23 protein-coding genes are annotated in these 26,969 nt (G+C 58.8%); 10 read left to right on the forward strand and 13 right to left on the reverse strand.

Annotated elements, in window-relative coordinates:
- Together IEX75_RS02570 and IEX75_RS02575 are read left to right on the forward strand one after the other, a co-directional pair.
- A partial coding sequence (locus tag IEX75_RS02570) for a response regulator (RefSeq protein ID WP_188792685.1) occupies positions 1-2,782 on the forward strand: 2,782 nt, incomplete at its 5' end.
- The gene (locus IEX75_RS02575; protein ID WP_188792686.1) at positions 2,779-4,791 is read left to right on the forward strand and encodes a response regulator; all 2,013 of its coding nucleotides are present in this window, start codon (positions 2,779-2,781) and stop codon (positions 4,789-4,791) included. The genes IEX75_RS02570 and IEX75_RS02575, both read left to right, overlap by 4 nt.
- 87 nt (positions 4,792-4,878) lie before the next feature.
- Here IEX75_RS02575 and IEX75_RS02580 read toward each other — a convergent pair whose 3' ends face one another.
- A complete protein-coding gene (locus IEX75_RS02580; protein WP_188792687.1) occupies positions 4,879-5,952 on the reverse strand; it encodes an MBL fold metallo-hydrolase in 1,074 nt (357 codons plus the stop codon).
- A gap of 204 nt (positions 5,953-6,156) precedes the next feature.
- Here IEX75_RS02580 and IEX75_RS02585 point away from each other — a divergent pair, with 204 nt between their 5' ends.
- Entirely contained in the window at positions 6,157-6,504 is a 348-nt protein-coding gene (locus tag IEX75_RS02585; protein WP_188792688.1) for a hypothetical protein, read from the forward strand.
- Positions 6,505-6,566: 62 nt separating this feature from the next.
- On the opposite strand, the gene IEX75_RS02590 is transcribed toward IEX75_RS02585, so the two are convergent.
- Positions 6,567-7,070 (reverse strand): phosphatase PAP2 family protein, encoded by a 504-nt coding sequence (locus tag IEX75_RS02590; RefSeq protein WP_479725507.1) that lies wholly within the window; start codon positions 7,068-7,070, stop codon positions 6,567-6,569.
- Here IEX75_RS02590 and IEX75_RS24065 point away from each other — a divergent pair.
- Positions 7,026-7,391, forward strand: a complete 366-nt coding sequence (locus IEX75_RS24065) for a hypothetical protein (protein WP_229720780.1) — start codon at positions 7,026-7,028, stop codon at positions 7,389-7,391. The genes IEX75_RS02590 and IEX75_RS24065 overlap by 45 nt on opposite strands.
- Before the next feature lie 176 nt (positions 7,392-7,567).
- Here the strand turns inward: IEX75_RS24065 and IEX75_RS02595 are convergent, their stop codons facing one another.
- Together IEX75_RS02595 and IEX75_RS02600 are read right to left on the reverse strand one after the other, a co-directional pair.
- Positions 7,568-8,779 carry an ABC transporter permease gene (locus tag IEX75_RS02595; protein WP_188792690.1) on the reverse strand — a complete coding sequence of 404 codons (1,212 nt, stop codon included), beginning with the start codon at positions 8,777-8,779 and terminating at the stop codon, positions 7,568-7,570.
- A 10-nt stretch (positions 8,780-8,789) separates the two neighbouring features.
- Positions 8,790-10,112 carry an ABC transporter permease gene (locus IEX75_RS02600; protein WP_188792691.1) on the reverse strand — a complete coding sequence of 441 codons (1,323 nt, stop codon included), beginning with the start codon at positions 10,110-10,112 and terminating at the stop codon, positions 8,790-8,792.
- Between the two features lie 513 nt (positions 10,113-10,625).
- Here IEX75_RS02600 and IEX75_RS02605 point away from each other — a divergent pair.
- A complete protein-coding gene (locus tag IEX75_RS02605) occupies positions 10,626-12,422 on the forward strand; it encodes a M61 family metallopeptidase (protein WP_188792692.1) in 1,797 nt (598 codons plus the stop codon).
- 60 nt (positions 12,423-12,482) lie between these two features.
- Here IEX75_RS02605 and IEX75_RS02610 read toward each other — a convergent pair whose 3' ends face one another.
- The gene (locus tag IEX75_RS02610; RefSeq protein ID WP_188792693.1) at positions 12,483-13,295 is read right to left on the reverse strand and encodes an AraC family transcriptional regulator; all 813 of its coding nucleotides are present in this window, start codon (positions 13,293-13,295) and stop codon (positions 12,483-12,485) included.
- A 79-nt stretch (positions 13,296-13,374) separates the two neighbouring features.
- On the opposite strand from IEX75_RS02610, the gene IEX75_RS02615 reads away from it, so the two are divergent.
- Complete coding sequence (locus IEX75_RS02615; protein ID WP_188792694.1) at positions 13,375-13,908, forward strand: hypothetical protein; 534 nt, start codon at positions 13,375-13,377, stop codon at positions 13,906-13,908.
- Between the two features lie 47 nt (positions 13,909-13,955).
- Here IEX75_RS02615 and IEX75_RS02620 read toward each other — a convergent pair whose 3' ends face one another.
- The 5 genes from IEX75_RS02620 to IEX75_RS02640 form a co-directional block, all read right to left on the reverse strand.
- Positions 13,956-14,510 carry a GNAT family N-acetyltransferase gene (locus tag IEX75_RS02620; protein ID WP_188794296.1) on the reverse strand — a complete coding sequence of 185 codons (555 nt, stop codon included), beginning with the start codon at positions 14,508-14,510 and terminating at the stop codon, positions 13,956-13,958.
- Positions 14,511-14,719: 209 nt separating this feature from the next.
- Positions 14,720-15,910, reverse strand: coding sequence for a cellulase family glycosylhydrolase (locus tag IEX75_RS02625; RefSeq protein ID WP_229720611.1), 1,191 nt, complete (start codon positions 15,908-15,910; stop codon positions 14,720-14,722).
- A 140-nt stretch (positions 15,911-16,050) separates the two neighbouring features.
- Positions 16,051-18,081, reverse strand: coding sequence for a beta-L-arabinofuranosidase domain-containing protein (locus tag IEX75_RS02630; RefSeq protein WP_188792695.1), 2,031 nt, complete (start codon positions 18,079-18,081; stop codon positions 16,051-16,053).
- A 123-nt stretch (positions 18,082-18,204) separates the two neighbouring features.
- Positions 18,205-18,951: an SDR family NAD(P)-dependent oxidoreductase gene (locus IEX75_RS02635; RefSeq protein WP_188792696.1), complete on the reverse strand. Its 747-nt coding sequence runs from the start codon at positions 18,949-18,951 to the stop codon at positions 18,205-18,207.
- A gap of 45 nt (positions 18,952-18,996) precedes the next feature.
- Positions 18,997-19,845, reverse strand: a complete 849-nt coding sequence (locus IEX75_RS02640; RefSeq protein WP_188792697.1) for an alpha/beta fold hydrolase — start codon at positions 19,843-19,845, stop codon at positions 18,997-18,999.
- A gap of 179 nt (positions 19,846-20,024) precedes the next feature.
- Here IEX75_RS02640 and IEX75_RS02645 point away from each other — a divergent pair, with 179 nt between their 5' ends.
- Positions 20,025-20,924 (forward strand): LysR substrate-binding domain-containing protein, encoded by a 900-nt coding sequence (locus IEX75_RS02645; protein ID WP_188792698.1) that lies wholly within the window; start codon positions 20,025-20,027, stop codon positions 20,922-20,924.
- A gap of 16 nt (positions 20,925-20,940) precedes the next feature.
- On the opposite strand, the gene IEX75_RS02650 is transcribed toward IEX75_RS02645, so the two are convergent.
- A complete protein-coding gene (locus IEX75_RS02650; protein WP_188792699.1) occupies positions 20,941-22,353 on the reverse strand; it encodes an aminotransferase-like domain-containing protein in 1,413 nt (470 codons plus the stop codon).
- A 104-nt stretch (positions 22,354-22,457) separates the two neighbouring features.
- Between IEX75_RS02650 and IEX75_RS02655 the strand changes: the two genes are divergently transcribed.
- Positions 22,458-23,093 carry a hypothetical protein gene (locus tag IEX75_RS02655; protein WP_188792700.1) on the forward strand — a complete coding sequence of 212 codons (636 nt, stop codon included), beginning with the start codon at positions 22,458-22,460 and terminating at the stop codon, positions 23,091-23,093.
- 258 nt (positions 23,094-23,351) lie between these two features.
- Here IEX75_RS02655 and IEX75_RS02660 read toward each other — a convergent pair whose 3' ends face one another.
- Positions 23,352-23,756 carry a GFA family protein gene (locus IEX75_RS02660; RefSeq protein ID WP_188792701.1) on the reverse strand — a complete coding sequence of 135 codons (405 nt, stop codon included), beginning with the start codon at positions 23,754-23,756 and terminating at the stop codon, positions 23,352-23,354.
- A gap of 110 nt (positions 23,757-23,866) precedes the next feature.
- Positions 23,867-24,751, reverse strand: coding sequence for an aldo/keto reductase family oxidoreductase (locus IEX75_RS02665; protein WP_188792702.1), 885 nt, complete (start codon positions 24,749-24,751; stop codon positions 23,867-23,869).
- Between the two features lie 95 nt (positions 24,752-24,846).
- Here IEX75_RS02665 and IEX75_RS02670 point away from each other — a divergent pair, with 95 nt between their 5' ends.
- Together IEX75_RS02670 and IEX75_RS02675 are read left to right on the forward strand one after the other, a co-directional pair.
- A complete protein-coding gene (locus tag IEX75_RS02670) occupies positions 24,847-25,767 on the forward strand; it encodes a LysR family transcriptional regulator (RefSeq protein WP_188792703.1) in 921 nt (306 codons plus the stop codon).
- Between the two features lie 124 nt (positions 25,768-25,891).
- Positions 25,892-26,968, forward strand: a complete 1,077-nt coding sequence (locus IEX75_RS02675) for an NAD(P)H-dependent flavin oxidoreductase (protein WP_188792704.1) — start codon at positions 25,892-25,894, stop codon at positions 26,966-26,968.
- Position 26,969: the final 1 nt, after the last annotated feature.

A 26,969-nucleotide genomic window follows, 5' to 3' on the forward strand; every position in this document is an offset into this window, starting at 1 on the left:
AATCCTGGAACTGAAAAACACCATCAACACGATGGTGGACCAACTCAACTCCTTCGCCTCGGAAGTGACGCGCGTCGCACGCGAAGTGGGTACCGAGGGCAAGCTCGGCGGACAGGCGCGCGTACCCGGCGCGGCCGGTTTGTGGCGCGACCTTACCGACAACGTGAACCAGCTGGCCGCCAACCTGACCAACCAGGTGCGTTCGATCGCCGACGTGGCAACCGCGGTGACCAAGGGCGACTTGTCACGCTCGATCGCCGTGGAAGCCTCCGGCGAAATGGCCTCGCTGAAAGACAACATCAACGAGATGATCCGCAACCTCAAGGATCAAACCTTGAAGAATGCGGAGCAGGATTGGCTGAAGACCAACCTCGCCCGCTTCTCGCGCATGCTGCAGGGCGAGCGCGACCTGGCTACCGTGTCCAACCTGATCATGTCGGAACTTGCGCCGCTGGTGAATGCGCAATATGGCGTGTTCTACGTAGCGCGCCGCGAGGAAAGCGAAACCGTGCTTGACCTGGTCGCCAGTTACGGCGCGGAAAGCACCGGGATGCTCAAACCTACCTTCACGTTGCGCGAAGGACTGATCGGTCAGTGCGCAGCCGACAAGCGCGCGATTCTGCTCTCCGAGGTACCGGGTGATTTCATCCGCATCAACTCGGGCCTCCTCCAGGCAGCGCCGGTCAATATTGCGGTGCTGCCGGCGCTGTTCGAAGGCGACGTCAAAGCCGTGATCGAGCTGGCATCGTTCAGCCGTTTCAACGAAACGCACCAGAGCTTTCTCGGTCAGTTGATGGAATCGGTGGGCATCGTCCTCAACACGATCGCCGCCACCATGCGTACGGAAGGTCTGCTGAAACAATCGCAGCTGCTGACGCAGGAACTGCAAGCACGGCAGACCGAGCTGACCACCAAGCAGAAAGAGCTGCACACCACCAACGAGGAACTGCAGGAAAAAGCGCAACTGCTGGAGAACGAAAAGAGGCAGGTAGAAGCGAAGAACTTCGAGATCGAACTGGCGCGCCGCGCCGTGGAAGAAAATGCCGAGCAGCTCGCACTCACGTCCAAATACAAGTCCGAGTTCCTGGCCAATATGAGCCACGAGCTGCGCACACCGCTGAACTCCCTGCTCATTCTTTCGCGGCTGCTGGCCGACAATCCGCAGGGCAACCTCAGCAACAAGCAGACCGAATTTGCGCGCACCATCCACTCCGCCGGTTCGGACCTGCTCAGCTTGATCAACGACATTCTCGATCTGTCCAAGATCGAATCCGGCACCGTGTCGATCGAGATCGGCGACATGTCGATGAATAGCCTCAAGCAGCACATGGAACGCACCTTCCGCCAGTTGGCCATCGACAAGAATCTGGATTTTCGGGTCGAATTCCGCCCTATCCTGCCGACGTCGATCCGCACCGACGAAAAGCGCCTGCAGCAGATCGTGCTCAATCTGCTGTCGAATGCCTTCAAGTTCACCTCGCAAGGCAGCGTCACGCTGGCGGTGAGCCGCGTGGCCGGCGGCTGGAGCCCACATCACCCTGTACTGCGCGGCGCGGAATTCGCCATTGAAATTGCCGTGACCGATACCGGCATCGGCATTCCCAGAGACAAGCAGAAGCTGATCTTCGAAGCCTTCCAGCAGGCGGACGGCACTACCAGCCGCAAATACGGTGGTACCGGCCTGGGGTTGTCGATCAGCCGCGAAATCGCGCGTTTGCTGGGTGGCGAGTTGCAGGTTCGCTCCACGCCCGGCCATGGCTCCACCTTCACTTTGTTCGTGCCGATGGAGCTGCCCACGCATGCAGCCTTCTCGCCCAGCACCTATGGCGCGCGTTATGAAGACGGCGGCACCATGCTGCCCGACAACGAACCCGCTCAACTGGAAGCGACTGACGACCGGGATACCCTGGCCGATTCACCATTTGTGCTGATCGTGGAGGATGACCCCGCCTTCGCCTCGATCCTGTTGGACATTGCCCGCGGCGTCGGGCTCAAGGGCGTGATATCGACCGCCGGCGCCGGCACGCTGGCCCTGGCGCGCAAGCTTCGCCCCCATGCCATCACGCTGGATCTTGGCCTGGCGGATATCGATGGTGTCGTGCTGCTGGATCTGCTCAAGCACGATCCCCACACCATGCATGTGCCGATCCACATCATTTCCGGCGACGACAAGCTGGTGGGGGATCAGTCATTGAACGAATACAGTGTCACGGAAAAGCTGGCGACACTGGAACGCCTGACCGCCGTGTTTACCGATTTCGCGCGGCGCATCCGCCAGACATCGGCGTTGTCTCCGCCCGTGGCGACAGACGGGGCACTCGTCACGGAGTTGAACGCCATGCCCGAATTGGCGGGCGCAAAAATCCTGATCGTCGACGACGACATCCGCAATATTTATTCACTGACCAGCGTGCTGGAAAACTACAACGTGAAGGTACTGCATGCCGAACGCGGCCGCGACGGCATCCTCATGCTTGAGCAAACGCCAGGAATCGATCTTGCGCTGATCGACATCATGATGCCGGAGATGGATGGCTACGAAACCATGCAGCAGATTCGCGCGCAGCTCACGCTGGCCAGCGTGCCGCTGATTGCGGTAACCGCCAAGGCCATGAAGGGCGACCGGCAGAAATGCCTGGAAGCCGGTGCTTCCGACTACATCGCCAAGCCGGTCGACATCGAGCTGCTGCTTGCGCTATTGCGTGTATGGATCACGCGCTCGCGCGAACGTGCATGGCCTGGTTCCCATACGGCGGACCTGGCGCTGGAGAACCAGCCATGACTCCCCGCGCACACACGACATCCGACGAACCCGTGCAAACCGACGTCCACGCCCGTGTTCTGCTCGTCGACGATGACGAACGCAATCTGCGTGCGATCAAAACCGTGCTGGAAGACATTGCGGAAGTGGTGCTGGCCCGTTCGGGCGAGGAAGCACTGCGGCAATTGCTGAAGGACGAATTCGCGGTCATTCTGCTGGATGTCTACATGCCCGGCATGGACGGCTACGAAACCGCCAAGTTGATCCGCGCACGCGAACACACCAAGCGCGTCCCGATCATTTTTCTTTCGGCCGTCAACAAGGAGATGGAACACCTCATTCGCGGCTACGCGATGGGTGCGGTCGACTATGTGTTCAAGCCGGTCGAACCGATCGTGCTGCAATCGAAAGTTGCCGTGTTCGTCGACCTGTTCATGATGCGGCGGGACATGCAGCTGAAGGCCATGCGGGAGCAGCAACTGCGCGACGCCGCGTTGCAAGCCGAGCAGGCGTTGCGCCGCGTCGAACAGCGGCAGATCGCCATACTCGAATCGCTGCCGATCATGCTGTATCTGGAAAAATATGATCGCTCGCCGCACGCCCCCACGTTTGTGCGCGGCAACTTCAAGGCACTGACCGGCTTCACGATGGATGAGCTGATGGCCGAACCCGTGCCATGGATGGAACACGTGCACCCGGATGACCGGACACGCGTAACGGCAGAGCTGGCGGCACGCAGTGACGGCCGCGCCTATGCGGTGGAGTATCGCTGGCGTACGGCCGAGGGACAGTACCGTTATTTTTTGGATCAAGGCGTGCTGCTGCACGACACCCAAGGCCACGCTTTGGAATACGCAGGCACGCTGCTGGACGTGACCGATCGCAAGGAGCTGGAGTCGCAATTGCTGCACTCACGCAAGATGGATGCACTGGGCCAGATCACCGGCGGCATTGCGCACGATTTCAACAACCTGCTCGCCGCCGTGCTAGGTGGCCTGGAGATGCTGGAACTTCGCTTACTCATGGCGCCGGAGCAGAGCAAGATCTTCAACATCACCCGCCGTGCGGCCGAGCAAGGTGCCGCACTGGTGGCACGCCTGCTGACATTTGCGCGCAAGCAGAAGCTCGAACCGGCCAGCATCGACCTCACCAGGTTTTCCACGGCGGTGACGCAATTGCTGGAACACACGCTCGGCGGCCTGGTGATGCTGGACTGGCAGATGGACGAGGGTATTTGGTACCCCTATGTCGATGCGGGACAATTGGAACTTGCTTTGGTGAACCTGGCGATCAACGCCCGCGATGCGATGCCGGAGGGCGGCACGATTCGCGTCAAAGGCCGCAATGCACACGGCGACCATGCCAGTCTTGCCGACGGCGATTACGTGGTGCTGGCCGTATCCGATAGCGGCGTGGGCATTTCGCCGGAAGACCTCGAGCGAGTCACCGAACCGTTCTTCACTACCAAGGCGCAAGGCAAGGGTACTGGGCTGGGACTGAGCATGGTCTACGGCTTCGCCCGCCAATCCGGCGGCACCGTACATATCGAAAGCCGGCTCAGCCAGGGCACCACGGTGGAAATCTGGCTACCGCGCGCGACGGAGCTGCCGCAAGTCGCCGTCACATCGTCCGCATCCGCGATATCGCAAAGCACACCTTCGGACGGATTGCAGCACATTCTGCTGATCGACGATCACGACGGCGTACGCCTGACCACCATGACCCTGCTCGAAGAACTCGGCTACCGTGTCACCGCCCTGCCCGATGGCGTGCAAGCCGTCGAACTGCCGGATGAAGAACTGGAAGCGGTGGACATGCTGATCAGCGATTACGCCATGCCGCTGATGTCAGGCTCCGAAGTCATCCGCAAACTGCGCGCAAAGAAACATGCGCTGCCGGCGATCATCATTACCGGCCATGCGGATGCGATCGCGAATATCCCGGAGAGTGTGCGTGTGCTCAACAAGCCGTTTACGTTGATGCAGTTGCAGGAGGCGATTGTAGCGGTGGAGGCGATGCAGGCTGCATAAGCCACCGTAGGTTGGGGTGCAAACCCCAACATGGTGCAAGGATAAGCGTGGTGATGTTGGGGTTTGCACCCCAACCTACACGTATTGCTACCTCGATACCACCTGCAACCCCGAATCCTTCCACCGCTCCTGCTCAACCTTGCGCCACCAAGGCTGCACATCTTCCACGAACGCCGGTTCGAACGGCTCGCCCAGCAACGGCATGACCAACCCCTCGGGTGCCTTCGCGAACAACACTTCCGCCGGCTCATCCCAGGCATGCATCGCCAGATTGAACGTAGCCCAATGCACCGGCAGAAAGCTTCCACTGCCTAACTGCTTCCACGCTTTCAAAGCATTGTCAGGCCCCAGGTGCACGCTGCCCCACGAAGGATGAAACGCACCCACCTCCATCATCACCAGATCGAACGGCCCGAGCCGCTGACCGATCTCAGTGAAGTGCGGAGCGAGGCCAGTGTCACCGCTGAAGAACACCGAGTGCCGCTCGCCGCGGATCACGAACGACGACCATAGCGTCGAATTGCGATCGCGCAATGTGCGGCCTGAAAAGTGATGCGAGGGCGCAGCAGTCATGGTGAGGCCATTCGGCAGCGTCGTACTTTCCCACCAGTCCAGTTCGATGATGCGTTCGGCCGGAATGCCCCAAGCCTCCAGACGCGCGCCAACGCCAAGCGACGTTACAAAAGGTACGTTCAATGCCGCCAGTGCACGTACGCTGACGTAATCCAGATGATCGTAATGATCGTGCGATATCACGATGGCATCGAGTTCAGGCAGTGCATCGATGGCCACCGGCACCGGCTGAAAGCGCTTCGGCCCCAGAAACGGAAACGGCGAAGCCCGCTTGCCCCAGACGGGATCGGTCAGCACGCGCCTTCCGTCGATGTCCAGCAAGACGGTCGAATGGCCAAGCCAGGTGGCGCGCAAACCGGACTGCACCCGGCGCGTCCACGCCGCGCGCGGATCGAGCGACGGCAGCGGGCGCGAGGGCACCCGCAACTCCTTCCCGCGCAACATGAAGTCGACCATGGTCGGCCTGTTTTCCAGTACGCGCACGGCGCTAGGGGTATAGGTGTTGACGAAGCCATCCGCCGCATACTGCCTGGACGCATGCATGCGCTCGAGCCGAAGCCCGGCAAGCTTTTCGCGAAATGGGGACATGCCTACCTCGTGGAGAAACCTAAGTTCATGCTGCAGGCACGCGCGAGTGGCCTGTCTGTGTGACTATGTGTGCGGGGTAAACACTATCAAGTCCTACGAAAATGGAATTCGAGTACATTTTTTTGGATTTGTTATATAAGCGCTATATAAGCGGATCGAAATGACCATGCGCACGTTCCATGCCAGGCTAAGGGGGGTATCGCCATGGATTTCTCATACATCGTCCACGACGGCCTGATTCCTTTTGTTGCCGTGGTCGTGACCACCACGCTGGTGGCTCTCGTTTGCCACTACTTCACGAGCGGCTGGCCATCGATCCTTGAATCCCTGTTCTGGGATTTCATCGCTACGCTGGCTGCCTGCGGAGCCTTCGCCGCCATTCCTCTCTGGCATCTCTCAGGCGCCTCGTCACTGCCCTGGCCGGGAGGAATGGGACCGACCGAGACGTACCGTGCCCTGGTGGAGCTGTCGTGCTTGGGCTCGCTTATCGGCTTCGTCTTGGGGGCGATGCTCATTCCCGTGGCCTGCAGACGCGCGGGCTGGTGGCAGTAACGCCAACGGCCTCCATTAACCAAAAGTTGGCCTGATGAGCTAAAGCGCTGGCAACACGCTGATCATGCGTTTTTCAACAGGAATTCGCCCAGCTTGCGCAACTCGTCGAATTGGCTTGCCAATTCAAAACTCAACAGAAAAACGGCAGCGTAGAAAACACCCTGGTACTTGATGGACCAATCCAGAGCCGGCGTTGCGATACGTTCGCGGATCGTGGGGTGGTTGAGTATCAAGCAGATCACGATGCCGAGCACAGCTCCTGCCAATACATCCGTGGGGTAATGCATGCCCAGATAGATGCGCGGAAAGCAGATGAAGATGATGGTGTAGATGAACGTGACAATCCCCAGCCGCCGTGACGCCAGATAGATGCCGGTTGCCACCGCGCACCACATCATCGCGTGATCGCTGGGAAACGAGCTCCAGGTACGTATGACGGGCGCCTTGCACGTGAAGGCATCCGCTGGGAAACGCATCATCAACGTCGGATCCGCCATGGGGCGGAGCCGGAATGGCAGGTAATGAGCGAGCAGCCTCCCGATGAACAGGGCAAGAAATGCCGCCACGGTGGTGGCGATGACAATTTCACGATCGCGCCGCGCGGCCGGGCCATGGCGGAACCAGAGCCACCACAGCAAACAGATCAAACCAAGGCCACGCGTGAAATAGAAACTCTCCATGCCCATGGTCATGCGGTCAAACAGGGCGGACCGGAAGGCAAAGTGGTTGAAAAACTTGAGAATGGCGAGATCGAAAGGATTCACAGGCGGCAGTATTTGCTACAGAGCAATGACAGCTCTTCCATCTACTGTTTCAACTGTGCGTCAGACGTGAAAAATGTGCCAAGGCTGTTATCGCGCGCGCGACCAGCCATCATGCATTCATGATCAATGGCAAGTCGCCCCCAAGTGATCCTCTAGGGATGCCCTGATCTATTCCACGTACCCGGCATGACGTCCAGAGCGTGCCGCGTGGTGCAGCCTGCGGGCCTTCTGGACGCCACTCCGTCACTATTTCGCCGGTTGAGGCGTGCGGATGTGCATGTCTGGACGCACCAAGGCACTTATTCGGTGCGCGTTGCGACAACCGGCGGCACCGCCGCCGCACGAAGCGCTGGAGCAAGCACTGCCAGTTGCCCGAGCAACCAAAGTGCCAGCACGCCGATGGGCAGGTAATACACCGGCAAGCGTGGCAACTCGTAGGACAGCATCAACCAAATGTTCAGGCCATACGTGAGCACCATGCCAAGCATCACGCCCATGCTGACGATCAGGAAATTCTCGGTCTGGAAATAGCGCAGGATGTCGCGCTGGGTTGCGCCCAGCGCACGGCGCACACCGATCTGCTTTCGCCGTTGCGCCACCCAGAAGCTGGCAAGGCCGACGATGCCGAGTGCCGTGACCAGCAACAACGCGGCGATGACTCCCACAAGGATGCCGGTCATCGCGACGTCCTGTTGAAAGTAGCCGTTGCGCAGTTCACCGATCGTGCGGCTTTGCTGCTGATCGAGCACGGCTTCGGGAGCGGCTTTGATGGCGGCGGCACGTGCGTCGCGTAGCACGCGCTGCAATGATTCGGGCTGTGCGCGAATCAGGTAGTTGTCGGCGAAATGTTTGCCTGGAATACCCGGTACAAATACCGACCACTCCCGGGTCGATGGACCGCCCTCGCCGCCACTAGGCCGCGCCAGATGCGCCACCACGCCCGCAACACGATAGTGGTACCTGTCCATCCAGAATTCGCGGCCAAGCGGATCTTCCCCAGGCCATAGATGTGCAGCCAATGCATGCGTTATCCATACAGACGCGTCTGCCGGAACAAAGTCATTCAAGGCGCGATAGTCATCCGCCTGAGGTAAGGCGCCTTGTATCAGGTTTAACCCCAATGCCTGGAAGCTGCCAGGCCCGCCGACATAGAACTCGACCACCCCGCCGGGCTTTTGATTGGCGGCATCCAGATGAATGCCGGCGTCGCCGGCATGCTCCCCAAACGGCACCGCGTTGATCACGCTGACCGATTGCACGCCCGGGATTTGCCTCAGTGCGGACAGAACGCGTGCGTTGAGATCGACATCATTGCAGTCGTCACAGTCCAGCTTGATTTGCGCCAGGGACGCCTCATCCACGCCGCTGTTGATGTGCATCTGGTCGACCCGGCTCGCAATCAGAAAACATGCATTGCATAGCACTGCACAAGCCAGCGCGATTTCCAGCGCGATAAGCAGGGTAGCCAGGCGATGGCGGCGAAGGGCGGAAAGTATCGGCGCGATATGCATGATCAGCCCCTCATAGCGTCTTGAGCTGCAAGGCTGGTGCCACGCGGCTCGCCCGGAAGGCGGGCAGCAGTCCGGCAAGCAAGGTTGCCGCGACCGCTGCGGTGAACGTCAGCATGAACATGGCCAGATCAAGGTGCACCAGATCCGCATAAGCCGTCGGTTGCCGGCGCACGATCCATAACCCGAGCAACGTCAGCAGCCAGCCACCCAAGCCGCCCAGCAAGCCGACAACAGCAGCCTCCACCAGACACTGCATGAAGACCGCTGCGCGCGTGGCCCCGAGTGCCCGCCGCACACCAATTTCGCCGCCGCGATGCAGGAACTTGGCCAACAAAAGCCCGACCGTATTGAACAAACAGATGACCAGAAAGGCGGATGCCAGCCATGTCTGCAACCGCACGTCGCTCGGCACCACATGATTGAAATCCAGCCATCCCATCAGATTTCTCATGCGGGTATTGCCGGCATGATTGAAACGTCCAAGCGACATTTGCTGGGCGGCATAATCGCCGATGAAGCGCCGATACGACGACACCTTGGACGCGTCATTCAACTGCACCCACAGGCTCACCCATAAACATGGCCAATTTTGCTGGCTGCCAGTCAGATCGGGGCTATGCCAGCAGGTGAATTGTTCGAAGTGATTGCGATTGATGTCTTGCCCCGTGGAAAACGGGATCATGATGTCCTCGGGCTTCACGTAGAAGTCCGCGGTATCGCCATCCGAAAAGCGCCCGCCGGCCACGTTATAGAACAGCGGTGAGGGACGCCACGGCTTAAGCACACCCACGATACGCAGATCGCTGTCGCGAACCCGCAGGATGCGGCCAATGCTATCGGCACCGCCGAAGAGTTTCCTGTTCAAGTCGTCGGAAATCACTACAACCCTCGCCCGACTCGTATCATCCGTTCCACTCCACGATTGACCGTACTGGAACGGAACGTCGAACATCGGAAAGAAATCCGCCGTGGTCGCCAACATGCGTATCTTCAGCGCGGGGATATTGGCGTCTGGGGCTATGACTCGAATGTCGCCTTTCGCAATGAGCGCTTGGCGATCGGCACGATGAGCAGTCCAGAGATCCACGGCGGAATGAAAATCCATCACGTCGCGAGGTTCGTGATTATCGCCGTCATTAGGATCGGGGTCGACTTGCGGATAGAAGATGCGCGCGCTCCGCCCCGGAAGCGGATCGCCAGAGAGAATGTGCATCACCGTGAGCGTGGTCATGCTCGCGCCGATTCCCACAGCAATCGCCAATACCATCAATGCGGTGAGGACTCTGTTGCGTTTCAGGCTTTGAAACGCCAGTAGCAGGTAGTAACCGAACATCCCCTCTCCTTGCTCCCTTCTTCGACTCGCAGGTCAAACCGGCGGCATACCCTGACCACCAACAGCGAAGGCCAACGAGGAGAGACAGCAAACCATATGCCACCAAAAAGAAGATCGAGAAGGTGCTTATGCATCAATACGATACATGCAACGTCTCGCTCAGACAGGGTGTCCGCGGACATTTACGCGGACAGGCGGACACGGGGGCACGGCGACAACGTCTGCTTCGGGATTACAGATGCAACAGACGGACACAGTTACGCAAAAACTTTGGATATATTGCTCAAACCATACACATGGCCTAAGCGACGAAAGAGGTACTGAAAAGTGGGTGCGATTTCCATGCTGTTCGGCCAAGTCCGCCCTCTTTTCATAAGCCTTGGTCTGGCGACCTTGATAACCGTCTCCATCCCGCGCATGGCTACCGCACAGATCGGGTCGGGACCGATGGCCATGCCGCTACCTCCCGCCTTACCTGCTCCGCAAGACAGACCTTTCAATGGAGCGATCAGATTGGCCGTCAATGCCGCGGACACCGACCATCAAATTTTTTCCGTTCGCGAGATGATCCCCGTTCAAGAACCCGGTGACACGGTATTGCTCTACCCGGAATGGGAAACAGCAAGTCATGCACCCACGGCGGGCGTGGCTGAGCTAGCCGGTTTGAGGGTACAAGTCGACAGCACGCGCTCGGAATGGGTGCGCGATCCGGTGGATATGCATGCCTTCCATATCGACGTGCCCAAAGGCGCTAAATGGATAACGCTGGATTTCCAGTTTCTTGCGCCAGCCAAGAGTCATTTGCTGCGACCCGATATGGTCGACGTACCTTGGCAACGTGTACTGCTCTACCCTGCCGGTTGGTATGTGCGGGATATTCCCATTGACGCCCTGCTCATGCTCCCACACGGTCTTACAGCCTTCACTGCGCTAGCCTTCCAACATGACGGCACTGCACTGGCCTTCCAACATGACGGCGCTGACATGCTCCGTTTTCAGAGGGTAACGCTTGAGCAATTGGTCGATGCGCCTGTCTATGCCGGTAGATACACCCGCCAGATCGTGCTCAACCAACGTGATGCCAAGGCGGTGACATTGGATTTACTGGCCGATGCACCGGAAGATATCGCCGTCACTCATGACGACATCGAGCGCATGAAAACGCTGGTCACTCAAAGCCTGAAGACTTTCGGGGCAGCACCATACCGCCATTACGATGCGATAGTTACGTTGAGCGATGTGCTGTCGCCGGACGGTGGCGGCGGCGGCATCGAGCACTTGGAGGAAGGTGAAAACAACCTTCCTGCCGCCTACTTCAGCAACGCCACACAACAACTCAATAATCTCGATCTGATCGCGCACGAGTTTGTCCATGCCTGGAACGGACGATGGCGCGAACCTGCTGATCTATGGTCGCCCACCTTCAATCAGCCGACCATGGGATCGCTGCTGTGGGTGTATGAGGGTCAAACCGAATTTTGGGGTCGTGTCCTGGCTGCCCGCGCAGGCCTGCGCGACCGTCAGCAGACCTTGGACAAGCTGGCATTGGACGCCGCCATCGTTGCCAACCGTGACGGTCGAAGCTGGAAAAATCTGCAGGACAGCACCAATGACGCGATCTATATGGCAGGACATCACGTGTCATGGCGCGATTGGCAGCGCCGAGAAGATTATTATCCGGAAGGGGTATTGCTATGGCTGGATGTTGATGCGCGCTTGCGTGAGTTGAGCCATGGCAAGCGTGGTTTGGACGACTTCGCTCGAATCTTCTTCGATGCGCAACAAAATCAATCCCGAACCTATACCTTCCAGGATGTCTGCGATGCACTGCACCAAGTCGCGCCAGATGATTGGGCCGCGTTCCTGGATCGCCATCTTCGCAGTCACACGGCCGATGACGCGGTCGCTGGGCTGGCACGCGCCGGATGGAAGCTCAGCTATAGCGACGTACCTACCGAAACTTTCCGGCAAGACGAAAAGGAAGCTGGCGCTATCAACCTCGACTATTCGATCGGACTACAGATCGATACAGATGGCGGCGTTCAATCCGTTCGATGGAATGGCCCGGCATTCTGGGCTGGCTTGTCACCCGGCTCACGGGTGATCGACGTGAATGGACAAGCCTTTTCGGATCGTGCGCTTATAGCCGCGGTTCAATCGTCCACATCAGAACCGCTGAATCTGCGCGTCGATATCAATGGCGACAAACGTGTCGTCAAGATCGACTACCACGGCGGATTGCGCTATCCACATCTTGAGCGTATCGCTGGCACGCCCGACAGGCTGTCCGCGCTGCTCAACGCGCGATGACACTGGCTCAGTCTTTACAAATAACGACTCGTACGCACCCAGTCGCGATGAAGAAGCTCTTCAACTTTTCACGGAACGCGCCTCATCCGCCACCGATTGACCAAAGTATCGCGCAGGCGTCGTTCCAAGCGCAGCGCGAAAGGCTGCAATAAATGCGCTAGGCGTGCTGTAACCGGCTTCAAGGGCAACGTGAGTCACCTTCGATCCTTCGCCGAGAAGACGCAAAGCGCGCAACAGTCGAAGCTGCTGCCTCCACTTACCAAACGTCATTCCCGTTTCGTCAAGAAAAAGCCGTTCGATCGTTCTTCGACTGGCACCGCATGCTTTAAAGATTTGCCGGAGCGATGGGTTGCAACCAGACTCAGCCTGCAATGTTTCGGCAACGCGGAGTGCCCGAGGATCGGTCAAATGGGGCAGTTGCAAAGGCACCATCTGTATGACCTGCAACTGGTCGATGATGATGTCGATAACGTGGCGCTGCGCGCGAACCTTCGTGTTCAATGACCCGAGTGTACAGGCATGAAAAATAAGCTGTTGCAGCAACGGCGATATGTTTATGACGCCACATTCGTGCGGCAACGCCCTCGCACGCCTTGGCTTCAGATAAAGCGTGCGCATCGCCACGTTACCCGACATGGTTATCGCGTGCGGCATGCCCTTGGGGATCCAGACGCCTCGATGAGTAGGCACCACCCATGTGCCCTTGTCGGCACGAACCGTCATCACACCACGGGATGCGTAAACCAGCTGGTGACAATCATGCAGATGCAGCGGAATGGTGTATCCGGCAACGTAATCGCGCGTAAGGGTAACTATCGCGTCCGCGCTGTGGGCGACGCGATCAACGATTACCACTTGTCGCATATTCGACATTTGTTGTCATTGTATCGATAGCCAACAACGGTCCACAATGGCCATGCTGCGTTACGGAAAACGATGGAGCATCGCGAAAATGACGCAGCAGCTAAGGCAGCTTGTTCTGGTTTCCGCGGCAACCGTATGCATGGCGCTGACCCCACACGCCTTTGGCGCATCGGCGTCGTCGCCCTGTGCCAACAACACGGAAAGCCGTCAACTTGACTTTTGGATCGGCGACTGGGCTATTGGCGGGCAAGGTGCGGCGACCAGTGCATCCAGCCATGTTTCTTTGGCGCTGGACAAATGCGCGATCATCGAACAATGGGATGGCGGCCGGGGGCATCGTGGCGAAAACATCTTTGCGTACAGCGCAGACGACAAAAACTGGCACGGCATGTTTGTCGATAACGAAGGACGCGTACATATCTTTCTGGAAGGAAAAGCATCATCGGATGGCTTGACGTTTTTAGGCCCCGGCATCGGCGCGGATGGCGCTTCGGTGCTCAATCGCGTTCGCATCATCCGGATCGGGCCAAACCGGGTGGATCAGCTGTGGGAGAAATCCGCCGATCACGGCAAAACCTGGTCCACGGCGTTTCATGGTGAATACTCGCGAAAGAATTCCTGATTTCTCGATGGATTACGCGAGCGGAAGGATCGTTGCAGTTTCTCGGATCACACCTGATACCGGTCGCTACGGAGCAAGCCATAGAGAACGGTATCCAATGCCTCCCCACCAATCATCCACCGCTCGCGCAAATACCCTTCGCGCTTGAAGCCCAGACGCTCAAGCAATTGAATCGATGAAAGGTTACGTGGATCAACGTCTGCCTCGATGCGGCGCAGGCCTGCATGGTTGAAACCATGCTCGATGAGCGCGTCCGCGGCTTCGGCCATGTATCCGTTTCCCCAGTACCGGCGCCTCAGGCAGAAACCGATCTCGGCGCGTTGGGAGTGCGCAACGCCACCGAATAACGTGCAGTCACCGAGCACTTCCTTGGTATCCAGCAATTCGATGACGCAGATCATGCTGTTGCCATCGCCCAGCGACTGCAGCTTTTCCACGACGCGGGCGTGGGCCTGCTCCATGTTTTGCATCGGCAGAAACGAGAAATAACGCATCGCTTCCGGGTCGGACCATACTTCAAAAAAGATGGACGCATCCTCTTGCTGGAGCGGACGAAGCCGAAGGCGCTTGGTGTCGATAGTTACGGGTTCAAACATATCCATGACCACATACCTCATCATGATTCTGATTCAGAGCGAATCGTCATTCCGGCGAAAGCCGGAATCCAGTCAAGAATGACGTGCGCAGCACACGATATAAAGATATTGTGTGCTGCGCACGATGTATTCCAACTGGATTCCGGCCTTCGCCGGAATGACGCGAGGCGGAAAAGCGCCTACGCTAAACCTCAAGCGTATTCGCCGAACTTTCTTTATGGAATTGCCTTAGTCTTGGCCTCATCCACAGGGAACAGCATGGCGCTAGCCGGTACAACACCTTTCGGCGCATGACTCAACGCCTGAATGATATCCGCTTCCCGCTGGCGATAAGGCGTGCCATCCGCATGCAGCAAATCGTGGAACCAGACCACGGGCGGCTGTTGGGTGTAAGGGTGCAGCCAGGAATCCCACGGGAAAATCGTTTGCGTTTTTCCTGATACGAAACCCCAGTTGATCATGCCAACGCCAAGTTTCTTGCCGAGCGGCAACACCGTATCGATCATCGAGCCTGCGCTTCGCGCCATGTATTCGGTGCAGATGACCGGGCGGCCATAAGTGCGCAGCTGCTTCACACGGCGGTAGAAGGATTCGGGGAAGTCGTAATTGTGAAAGGTAATGACATCGGATTGGGTGAGTTGCGTTTGCTGGATCTCACTCAGCGACTGAAGTTTTGACCAATCGCCCTCATTGGAAATAGCACTGGTCAATGGTTGCTGCGGCGATTGGCTACGCGCCCACGCAAACACCTGCGGAAGCAATGGCGCCACACGCTGCATCTTGTCTTTCGGCTCCGTGGCGTAATTGCTGCTGGGGTCACCGTCGGGCTCGTTCCAGACATCCCACGCAAGAACACGGTCGTCGTGCGCAAAGCTGCCGACGATGTCTTTGACGTAGGCTTCAAGTTGCGGGTAGTGCGATGGATCGTCCAACACCTTGGCGCCCGGCGCTTGCACCCAGCCGGAGTTATGCACGCCGGGGATGGGCGGATGTTGCCGACCCAGCACAGGATCAGGATCCCAGCAGGAATCGAACAATACCAAGATGGGCTTGATGTGATGCCGAGCGGCGATCTTCAAAAACGTATCGATGCGCTGTTTGAAACCCTTAGGATCTTGCTCCCACAGAAGGTTGTGCAGGAATACACGCATGGTGTTCATGCCCAATCCCTGCGCCCATCCCAGTTCCTCATCGATGCGCGAGGGATCGAAGCTGCTCGCCTGCCACATTTCCAATTCGTTGATGGCATCGGATGGGATGTAATTGCTTCCCACAAGCCAAGGTTGCCTGGCATACCAGGCATTTGCTTTCGCGTCGCTCCATCGCTGCGCGTCGGCAGCATGCGCCATGGGGACAGCCATCACCACGGTAACGAACAACCACGTCATCCAGCCCTTGTGAATCATTGTTGTTCTCGCTCTTTGTTTAAGCGTTGATCATGAAGAATAGTCCGGCATGGCCGGATGCGAGCTTCGCTCGCCTCACCCCACCCCAACCCTCCCCTGCGCACAGGGGAGGGAGCACATCGTTGCAAGTGTCATTCATCTCAACTAAGCGACGGAAATGCGGTGATGCGCAATTTGGCTCCGGCATAAGGCACCAGCGTGATCGCTTGTACGGGCTCATCGTTGGATGGTTCCACTTTGGCCGGTACGGGCTCTGCGTTACCCTCCTCGGCCTTCCATGCAGGGACGTAACGCCCTTGCAGCGCCAATTGCACCGCAGGCGTGACGCCTGCAAAAGGCTTCTCGCCGATGGGATGTTCGCTCACGACGACAGGCACATCGGGCTCGATGCCCAGATTCCAGCGCGAACCGGGATAGACCTGCCAATCGTTGGTCGGGCCGCGCTTGCGCCAGATAACCCAGTTTTCCTTGATCGGCAGCACATAGACCAGAGCTCCTCGGCTGAAACTGAGAGCACCGCTGTAGCCTTGTTCGATTTTTACTCCCGCGTTGAAGCGCACTTCAACGACATCGCCTGGCGCCCAGGTGCGTTCGATCGTTGTAAAGCCATCTGCAGCCTTGATCGATTTTCCATTGACCGTGATGTGCGTGTCTTGCGACCACGCCGGCATGCGCAGACGCAATGGAAATGCCAAGGCACGCTGCGGCTTGATGGTGATAGTGACGGTTTGCCGGAAGGGGTAATCACTCACCTGCTCAACCACCACGGGTACGTCTCGCACCACTGTCTTGACCATACAAGGTGCATAGCTCATCGCGGCCAAACCCTGATCGGCCGTCGCCATCCACAAGCTGTTGGCGAACTTGGGCCAACCTTGATGGAAATTCGCCGTACAGCAGCGGAAATTGGGCTCCAGTCCAAACAGGTTCGACTCCGGGCCATCCGTGGTCCACGGTTGGCGATGCAAGCTGCACTCCACCTGGTTGGGTTGCTGGTTGTACTGATGCGTCCACATGTCGTCGGTCAACGCAGCAGGCAGCGCATTGAACGCGATACGTTCCAGGCGGTCGCCCAGCGCGGCATCGCCGGTAATCGCCAGTGCCAGCTCCAGCGAAAACATGGTCTCCACGACGGTGCAGAGCTCGGTGCCTTGCGAAGGACTGCGGCCAGCCAGGTGTTCATCGGCGGAAAACATGCCGTTGGGCAAGCCGTGATAAGTATCGAGCATCAACAATTGATGATGGATCGCATCGCGATCGGTGGCATTGCCGGACACAACCGACCATACGGGCGATGCTTTCAGCGCCTGCGCATTGTTGACGCCGTGCACTTGCAGGCCGATATCTTCCATGAATGCATCGGTGCCGCCGGCCTGCTTGCGTAGTGCATCCGCATCGACCTTTTGCGTGAACCGAAAGCGGGCAAAGTCGCCCTGCCAGTCATAGCCCTGCTGCTTGAGCAACTGCGCCAGCTCAAGCAGCTTGGGATCGTGCGTGTGCTGATAGAGCCATAGCACCGAGACCAGTTCGTCCTGCCAACGCATGCGGCCCCAGTCGCGCAAGGGGCGCGCCGGCATGGCTTGCAACTGATAATGAAAATAGCGCGTCATCAAGGGCATCACGCGCGGATCGACGGTGAGCTCGTGATACTGGGTCAGCACCTTGAGCATGACCATGCGCGGCCACCAATCGTCGTTGCTGCGGGGACCGAACATCCCGTTCTCCCACGGATGGTCCAGCGTCCAGTTGATAAAGCGCATTGCCTTGGCTTTGAGCTGAGGCGAATCCAACTGCCAAGCCAGCGGCACCAGGCCATCGAGGAAATAAGGACCGTCTTCCCACGACTCGCCTTTGCCGCCTGACCAACCGCTATCCGGCCCCACGATCGGCCAGAACTCGTCCAAATGGCCGCCCAAACCACTCGCCTGGATTTGCAATTGCCGCAACAACCAGCCACTGGCCTTGATCGAGCCGGTAGGCAGCAGTGCAAAGAGTTGTGGTGTCAAAGGCGCCTGAGGAAACAACGGTGCTTGCTCCGCGCTACCCGCTAGCGCACCGACCGTCGAACTCTTGGCGGCGTCGAGCGGGCGGAACGACATCGCACTCATGGCGCCCGCCAAGGCCATGCCTTGCAAAAAGGACCGGCGACTCATCGGGGAAAGCTGGGACATGCTCAGGCCCTTGGCTCGTGAGGGGCCTGAGTGTTGTCCAATCATCCGACAAATTCAAATGCCAAGGGGGAAATTGACGAAAGAGAAGTCGTTGGTAACCAGCAAAGGCTCATGCTGAGTCGATTACACCTTGGAGCCGCCATCCACACGCAACGTGTCGCCGGTGATCCAGCGGGCATCATCGGAAGCCAGGAAGGTAATGGCACCCGCAATGTCATCAGGCTGGGCGATGCGCTTGATCGATTGCATCGCCAAGGTGGCGTTTCGGCCTTCATCCGTCTTGGTGAAGTTGGACATGTCGGTTTCCACAACGCCGGGCGCTACGGCGTTGACGCGGATACCGCGCGAACCCAGCGCCGCGGCAAAGTGTTTGACCATCGTATCGATGGCACCCTTGGTTGCGGCGTAGGCTGAAAGATTGCCCACCGCCGCACGCGCCGCCAAAGAGGACGTGAAGATGACGCTGCTGCCCTCGCGCAGCACGCCAAGCAACTGCTGCACCAGGAAGAACGGCGCGCGCACATTCACCGCAAACAGCTGATCGAAGTCGGCGACCGTCGTGTCTTCGATCGTAGCGGCCCTGAATACGCCAGCGTTGGCAACCAGGATGTCCAATCGGTCACCGACGATGGCGTGAACTTGCCGGGCCAGTTCATGCGGACCATTCGGCGTGCCCAGATCCGCTCCTACTTTTTCCGCACGGCCACCTGCCTTGCGGATTTCTTCCACCACAGCCTCGGCTTCTTTTTGCGCGCTGCCGTAATGGACCAGCACCTGGGCACCGGCTTTGGCAAGCGCCAGCGCGGCGGCACGGCCGATGCCGCGGGATGCGCCGGTAACCAGCGCGGTTTTACCCGTGAGATTGCTCATGATCATGCTCCAGAAGAAAAGACGGAAGGGTTGAATGCGTGCGCATTACTGCGCAAGGAAAGTACTCACGTGTTGCACGAACTGTTCCGGATACTGGTATTGCGAACCGTGGTTGGCATCCGGATATAGAATCAGCTGCGCGTTCGGAATGTGCTGCTGCAGGATGTAAGAGTTGACGGTGTAGATGATCACGTCCGTGCCGCCATTCATCACCAGCGTGGGTTGATGAAGATGCTGCAGGTAGTCATAGGGGTTTTCGCGCGGCGCGCCCCACTTGCCTAGTGCTTCGATCTGCGCTGGGGCGACTTTCTCGCTTACCTCCGGATCGCGCTCCTGCGTACGCAGACGAAACCGCTTGAGGAAAGCGCGGCCGGCTGCCTGACTGGCTTGCGAATCGGTGAAGAACACTTTCAACCACAGGTGATCGGGTTCGTCGTAGGAGGCGCCGAAGATGTGCTGCGCTTCGGGTGTGAGCGAGGCCATGCCCTCACCGCTGCGTGGCCCCGTACCGACCAGAATGAGCTTGCGCACCAGCGGTGGCTCATCGATTGCCAGCGTTTGCGCCACCAAACCACCGAGCGAAAAACCCAATACGTCGACCTGGGTAAGCCCCAGTGCCTTGATAAAGGTTGCGGCATTGGCAGCCATGCCTTCGATGGTGGTCGGAACCTCACCGGAGGTACTTGAAATGCCGGCGTTATTGAACAGGATGACTTCGCGATCTTTGGCAAAGCCGTCGGTAATGGCCGGATCCCAGTGGTCCATGGTGCCGGTGAAATGCATGTTGAGCACCAAGGGCACGCCGCCGGTCTTGCCGAACCGACGATAGGCAAAGCGGATGCCGTTGGCTGCTACGTATTGGGTGGGTGCAGTCTGGTGAGTATGGGTGGTCATGATGACAACTCCGGTCATGGAATATCGGTTTGGAACCCTCCACCCGGCCAAGCTTGTGAGGCATTGCCGTGGAAAGTGCCGTATCGCTTCGAAGCGCAATCTAGGCTTATATGGCGTATTTGAAAAAGACTTAATAAGCTGTCTGTCATGCCTAGAAAGCATGATCTAGGAAACCAATCATGGAACTTCGCCATTTGCGGTACTTCATTGCGGTTGCCGAAACAGGAAGTCTCACGATTGCAGCGGAGCGGCGCTTATATACCTCACAACCTTCACTCAGCCGCCAAATCAAAGATCTGGAAGACCAAGTAGGCGCGGATCTGCTGGCTCGAAGCGCCCGCGGTGTCACGCTGACGGAAGCCGGCAAGGTGTTCTTCGATCACGCCAAGATGGTGCTGAGCCAGGTAGACGCCGGCATTGAAGCGGCACGCAAGGCTGCGCAACCCAGCAAGCAGCGTTTCGCGATGGGTTTTCTCACCGGTCAGGAAATGACGTGGCTGCCCGAGGCCATGCATATTCTTCGCGCTGAACTGCCGAACATCGACGTGACGGTTTCCAGCGACTACTCACCGGACCTTGCCGACGCATTGGTACGAGGCAAACTGGATCTTGCCTTTCTTCGCGCCGAGCCTGACTACGATCTGATCTATCGCCCCGTGATGCAGGAGCCCCTGGTCGTCTTGATGCCAAGCGATCACCGTCTGGCATCGCGCGACAAGATCCGCGCCAGGGATCTGCTGGGCGAGCCCTTTATCGGCATGGGCAACAAGGCCACCGTGCTGCGTGCCGTGATCGATGATTATCTGCGCAGCGCGAAAGTAGACATCACGCCCGGCCAAGTCGTCGACAATCCGGCCATGGTGATGTCACTGGTCGCTTCGACGCGAGGCGTCACCTTGATCCCGGCGTACGTGCAGAAGCTGATGCCCTGGTCGGTGACGAGCCGTCCGTTGGCGGGCAAGGCACCGACCATTGATCTGGCGATCGGCTACCGCAGATCAAATCATTCGCCCATCCTGAAAATGTTCTTGTCGCATCTGGATGAATTGATGAAGCGTGTGTCTGCACCCAAGCATTGAGTACTTGCTCGGACGATTACGGCATCGCATGTAGCGCGGCACCATAGCCGGAAGGACCGGCCTTGAGCATGGCTGCGAGTATGCCCAGCCCTTCCTCGACACGCCCGACATGTTCTTCTGCGCTAAAGCACACCCGCACGGCATGCGGCGTCGGCTCACGTCCCGGCACGAAGATATCGGTCGGTGCCAGCGAAACACCGAGGTGTTCGGCGTTCGCAACGAACTCATCCACCCGCCACGGTTCGGGCAGTGGAAGCCAGATATGAAAGGCTGGTGTTGCAGCCGGTACGAAGAACGATGCCAGATGGCGGACGGCCATGCGCTGACGTTCCTGTGCCGCGCGAACACGCCGCTGCATGATCGACGAGGCCGTCCCGTCGTCGATCCAGCGGCTGGCCATTTCAGCGGCGAGCGGAGGTGTCCAACTCGTCGCGCCGATACAGGAGGCGATGGCGTTGCGTTGCGTGGGTGACGACGTCACGACGTATCCGACGCGCAGCCCTGACGCCAGGCATTTCGAAAAGCTGCTGAGATAAATCACCGCTTCGGGCGCCAGTGCCTGCAGTGGCGTTGGCGTGTCCGTCGCCATGAAGCCCCAGGCATCATCTTCGATGGCCACCAATGCCTGCTCACGCAGAACAGCTGTAATGGCACGGCGCCGGCGCTCGGACATGGTAAGTGCCGTCGGTGTATGCACGCTGGGCATGGTGTACAGCACGCGCGCGCCAGTGGTTTGCTGCGCATGGACAAGCGCATCGGGCAGGATGCCTTCATCATCACCCGCCACGGCAACCAGGCGCAGCTGATGGATGGCCGCAAGCGCTTTGATGCTGGGGCTGGTGAGCGCTTCGGTAAGTACGACGTCACCGGGTGCCGTGAGCGCCGCCAGCGAAGCCGCCAAGCCATGCTGGACACTGGTACACAGCAACACATCTTCCGCGGTGACAGATAAACCGAAGTGGCGCAGCCATCGCGCACCCGCTGCGCGATGTTGCGGGCGGCCTGCATACGGTGAAACACCCATCAGATCGGCCACGTTTCGATCTTGCGACAACTGCATCAGCATCTCGGCCAGCGGTCGTTCCACGTCGCTTGCCGCCGGATAGTTCAAGGCGAAATTGATCGCAACCGTTTTGCCCAAGCCGGTGCTGTGAATCGCCGCATCACCTGTCGCCGTAACGAACGTACCGCGCCCTACTTCCGCACTGACGACACCCATGCGTTCCGCGATTGCATAAGCACGATTCACCGTGCCGGGCGTGATGCCCAAGTGTTTTGCCAGCGCTCGCTGCGTGGGCAATTGGTCACCGGGGCGAAGCCGTCCTGATGCGATGTCTGCAGCGATAGCTTCGGCCAGCCGTTCGGCCCAACGGCCACCACCCGGGAGCTCGGGGCGCCAGGTGGATGGGGTTTCGGCTTGTCTTGACATGCCTGCGCTCCGATTGTAGCGTCCATAAATCGACACAATTGAATCAATAAGACAAATTGTATCGATACATTTCTGCTCCAGCAAGTCCGGCCAGGAGATACCTCATGAAGCGCTTTTCCCTTGCGGCGACGTCTTTGTTTGTTTGCACATGCGGGCTAATGAACCCAGCGTGGGCACAGGCGTCTTCCCCTTCTGACATGACCATGCCAGCAACGGCAACCCACCCCAGCAGTGCACAAGAACAGAGAAACCTTGCCACGTTCGCCAAGATCAAAAACCTTGCCGGCGAATGGAAGGCTCCGCTCGACGACAACGGCACCATGGTGAATATTTTCCGGCCGTTCGCCTATGGCACCAAAGTGCTCGCGGAAGAATGGGAAAACGGCAGGCACATTACGTCCACCATTTTCTATATGGTGGATGGCGAATTGCGTGCCGATCACTATTGCGACTATCGCAACGAACCACGCTACACCCTGGAACCGGCAACGAACGACGCCAATACGCTGCAATTCAAATTCCGCTACGCCACCAATCTCGACCGATACCCTATCCACTTCCACTCCACGACATGGCGGTTGGTGGACAACAACCATCTCGTCCAGGATTGGTATACCGAGGGTGATAAGAAACCGGTCGCACCGATACGGATGGAGTTCACGCGGACGAAGCTGTCGGTGCGGGAAGATGGTTCGCCTACGGTGTTTTCGGTTGATGAAGTTGAGAAGGCGAAGAGTTAGCGTTATCGCGCTTTGCTTGGTGTCTTAGCCAGATCCATGTTTACTTTGTTGCTGGCTATAGCCATTCAAACTGGGATGAAAGCGAGCGCCCCCTTATTGCCGTCATTCCGGCGAAGGCCGGAATCCATGCTTCGTACTGGCGATGGATTCCGGCCTTCGCCGGAATGACGACTCGCGCTGAAACAGCCTTAACACAAGCTTCGATTCTTGCCGGAACGATGGAAAGACATAGGGATATATCAGGGCTTTCATCCCAACCTAGGTGGGATCCTTCTCATACCGCGCCACCCCATCCGGCAACTGTACCCACGCATGCCGCCGGCACTCGTACACCGAATCCTGCGGCGGCGGAAAATGGGGATCAGCAAAAGCACCTACCGCCACCATGACGTAGTTGTCGTTGCCTTCTTCCGTATGAAACACATTGCTTCCACACGTAGGGCAAAATCGAAAGCGGTACTTCGAGCCTTGATCGCCAGTGCGAACAAATTCGGTGGCGTTGCCCGTGACCGTATAAGGCACGGCGAACGCTGCCAGCGCCGCAAACACGCTACCGGTACGCTGTTGGCAGGCGAGGCAGTGGCAAACGCCCGCGCCCAAGGTTTCTCCGTGAACTTCAATGCTTAGCTGCCCGCAATAGCAGGAAGCCGTTTTGCTCGACATGGCGATCCCTTATGAAGGTTGGCGTGGCCGCAAACGTTGCGGATGGTACGCCTTCTTTCACGCCGAGTGCCGGCCGGTTCGAACCGGCCGGCACTGGAGCACGGCATCGATCAGTGCTGTTCGCCTTGCTGGCGAATGGCATCGAGTTCTGCCAGAACGTGTTGCGGCAGCTGCAATGCAGCGGCTTGCAGGTTTTCGCGCAAGTGTTGCAATGAGGAGGTGCCGGGAATCAGCAGGATATTGGGTGCGCGTTGCAGCAACCAGGCAAGCGCAACCTGCATCGGCGTGGCGCCAAGCTCAGCGGCAATCCTGGATAGCCCGGATGACTGGATCGGCGTAAAGCCACCCAGCGGGAAGAATGGCACGTAAGCGATGCCCTTCTGTGCCAGCTCGTCAACCAGCGCGTCATCTTCCCGTTGCACCAGGTTGTATTGGTTCTGCACACAGACGATTTCTGTAATGCCTTGCGCTTCGGCGACTTGCGCTGATGTGGCGTTACTCAAACCGACGTGACGGATGAGACCCTGCTGCTGCAGTTCGGCCAGTGCTTCGATCTGTCTGGCAATCGAACCTTCACTGGGCGAATGCACGTTGCCCATGATGCGCATATTGACCACATCCAGCACATCCAAGCCAAGGTTGCGCAGGTTGTCGTGCACGCCACGCTCGAGGTCTTCCGGCGTCTGCGCCGGCAACCACGAAGCGTCTGCGCCACGCACGGCGCCGAGCTTGGTGACGATCAACAAATCTTGCGGATACGGATGCAGCGCTTCGCGAATGATCTGGTTGGTGACGTGCGGCCCATAGAAATCGCTGGTGTCGATATGGTTGACGCCGGCCGCTACCGCTTCGCGCAAAACCGCGATAGCCGTGTTGCGGTCCTTGGGCGGACCGAAAACGCCGGGGCCGGCGAGTTGCATGGCGCCATAACCCATCCGGTTCACGGTGCGGCCGGCGAACGAGAAGGTGCCTGCGGCGGAAACGAGCTTGGACATGAGGATCTCCTGGGTGGGTACCCATCTACTATGCCGTCAACGCGTTTGTTAGATAATCCGCCGCAATGTGCACGGGCTGTGCGAATAACTGAACAATGGCCGTAGAGATCAACGACCTTGCCGCCTTCCTGTCCGTGGCTCGCGCCGGCGGTTTTCGCGATGCGGCCCGGGTGAGCGGCGTGTCTGCATCCGGCTTGAGCGCGGCGGTACGCCGGCTGGAAATGAAGCTCGGCGTGCGGTTGCTCAATCGCACCACACGCAGCGTCGCACCTACCGAAGCGGGGCTGCGCCTGATCGAGCGACTGGCGCCGGCGCTGGCTGAAATGGAAGCCGCGCTGGATGTACTGAACCGGTTCCGCGATCGCCCGGCAGGCACGCTGAAACTCAACGTACCGGCGGGCGTTGCGCGCGTCATATTGCCGCCCATCATCACGGCGTTTCTGAAAGCCTACCCGGACATTCGCATGGAGACGGTGGTGGAGGACAGCTTCGTCGATGTGCTTTCCGCGGGATGCGATGCCGGCATCCGCTACGACGAGCGGCTTGAGCAGGACATGGTGGCGATTCCGATTGGTCCACGCGTGCAACGCTTTGCCACCGCCGCGTCACCAGGCTATCTGGATCAGCATGGCCGCCCGCAACATCCGCGCGACTTGCTTGCCCACGCTTGCTTGCGCGGACAATTTTCAAGCGGTGCCATGCCGGCGTGGGAATTTGAACGCGATGGCGAAGTGATTCGCGTGGACACGACCGGACCGTTGCTGGTGCGGCCTGGTCCGGCCTTCGATCTCGCCATCAGTGCTGCCATCGGCGGGCTCGGCATTGTGCACTTGTACGAGGACTGGGTGCGTCCGCAACTCGACAGTGGCGTGCTCGAACCCATTCTGCAGCCCTGGTGGCAGAACTTTGCCGGACCGTTTCTGTATTACCCGGGACATCGTCACTTGCCGGCGCCGCTGCGTGCGTTTGTGGATTTCGTGAAGGAAAGCAATGCGTCGAGCTTCGCGATGCGCTGAAGCGCGAAGCGATTCTTTCGTTTGGCGGAAGGCTGCCTGCCGTGCTGCATGGCTTCGGTCCATCTGTCAACGCGCGTAAAGTTGTGCGCGTCTCCCGCCTTCCCCAGCACAGGAGTCTTCGATCATGGCGACACTCCCCTCTTCGCCCTTGCTTGACCGCATTGGCATGCGATTGCCCATCATTCAAGCGCCCATGGCCGGCGTTTCCTCGCCTGCCATGGCAGCGGCAGTGAGCAACAACGGTGGCCTCGGCTCGCTCGGCGTAGGCGCCATGAATGCGGCGCAAGCGCGGGAAGCGATTCATCAGTTTCGTACGCTGAGCCAAGGGCCGCTCAACGTGAACGTGTTCGTGCATCGGCCGGCACAGGCCAATACGCAGAAGGAAGCCGCGTGGCTCAAGCGCTTGCGTTCGGAGTTTGATCGTACCAAGGCGCAACCGCCGGAAAATTTGCGGGAAATCTATACCTCGTTTCTTGTCGACGACGAGATGCTTGCCATGCTGGTGGAGGAAAAGCCGAAAGTGGTGAGCTTTCACTTCGGCCTGCCACGCCCGGATCAGATCGCAGCACTGCACCAGGCCGGCATCGTGCTGCTGGCGTCCGCCACTAATGCACAGGAAGCCAAGGCGCTTGAAGCGGCGGGCGTCGACGCGATGGTGGCCCAGGGTTATGAAGCAGGCGGGCATCGCGGCGTATTCGATCCGGATGTCGACGATAGCCGCATGGGTACGTTTGCACTCACGCGTGTCTTGGTGCGAACGCTTGGCATTCCGGTGATTGCGGCGGGCGGCATCATGGACGGTGCGGGTATTGCTGCGGTGTTGAAGCTTGGTGCGGTTGCTGCACAACTGGGAACGGCATTCGTGGCTACTGATGAGTCGCTGGCGGACAAGGGATTTCGTGCCCTGCTGTTTAGCGATGCGGCGCATCACACGGTGATGACGCGCGTGATTTCGGGACGGCCTGCGCGCAGCTTGGCGAATGACTTTACGCGCTGGGGTGCGGATGTGCCGGATGATGTGGTGCCGGATTATCCCGTGACGTATGACGCGGGCAAGGCGTTGAATGCGGCAGGGAAGGCTGCGGGATTGAGTGGATATGGTGCGCAGTGGGCAGGGCAAGGAGCGCCGTTGGCGCGGGCGTTGTCTACAGGGGCGTTGATGAAGGCGTTGGAGAGTGAGGTTGAGCAGGCCTTGGGTTGAA

It is taken from the genome of Dyella nitratireducens (assembly GCF_014642835.1).
In the GTDB taxonomy this organism is placed as follows: domain Bacteria; phylum Pseudomonadota; class Gammaproteobacteria; order Xanthomonadales; family Rhodanobacteraceae; genus Dyella_B; species Dyella_B nitratireducens.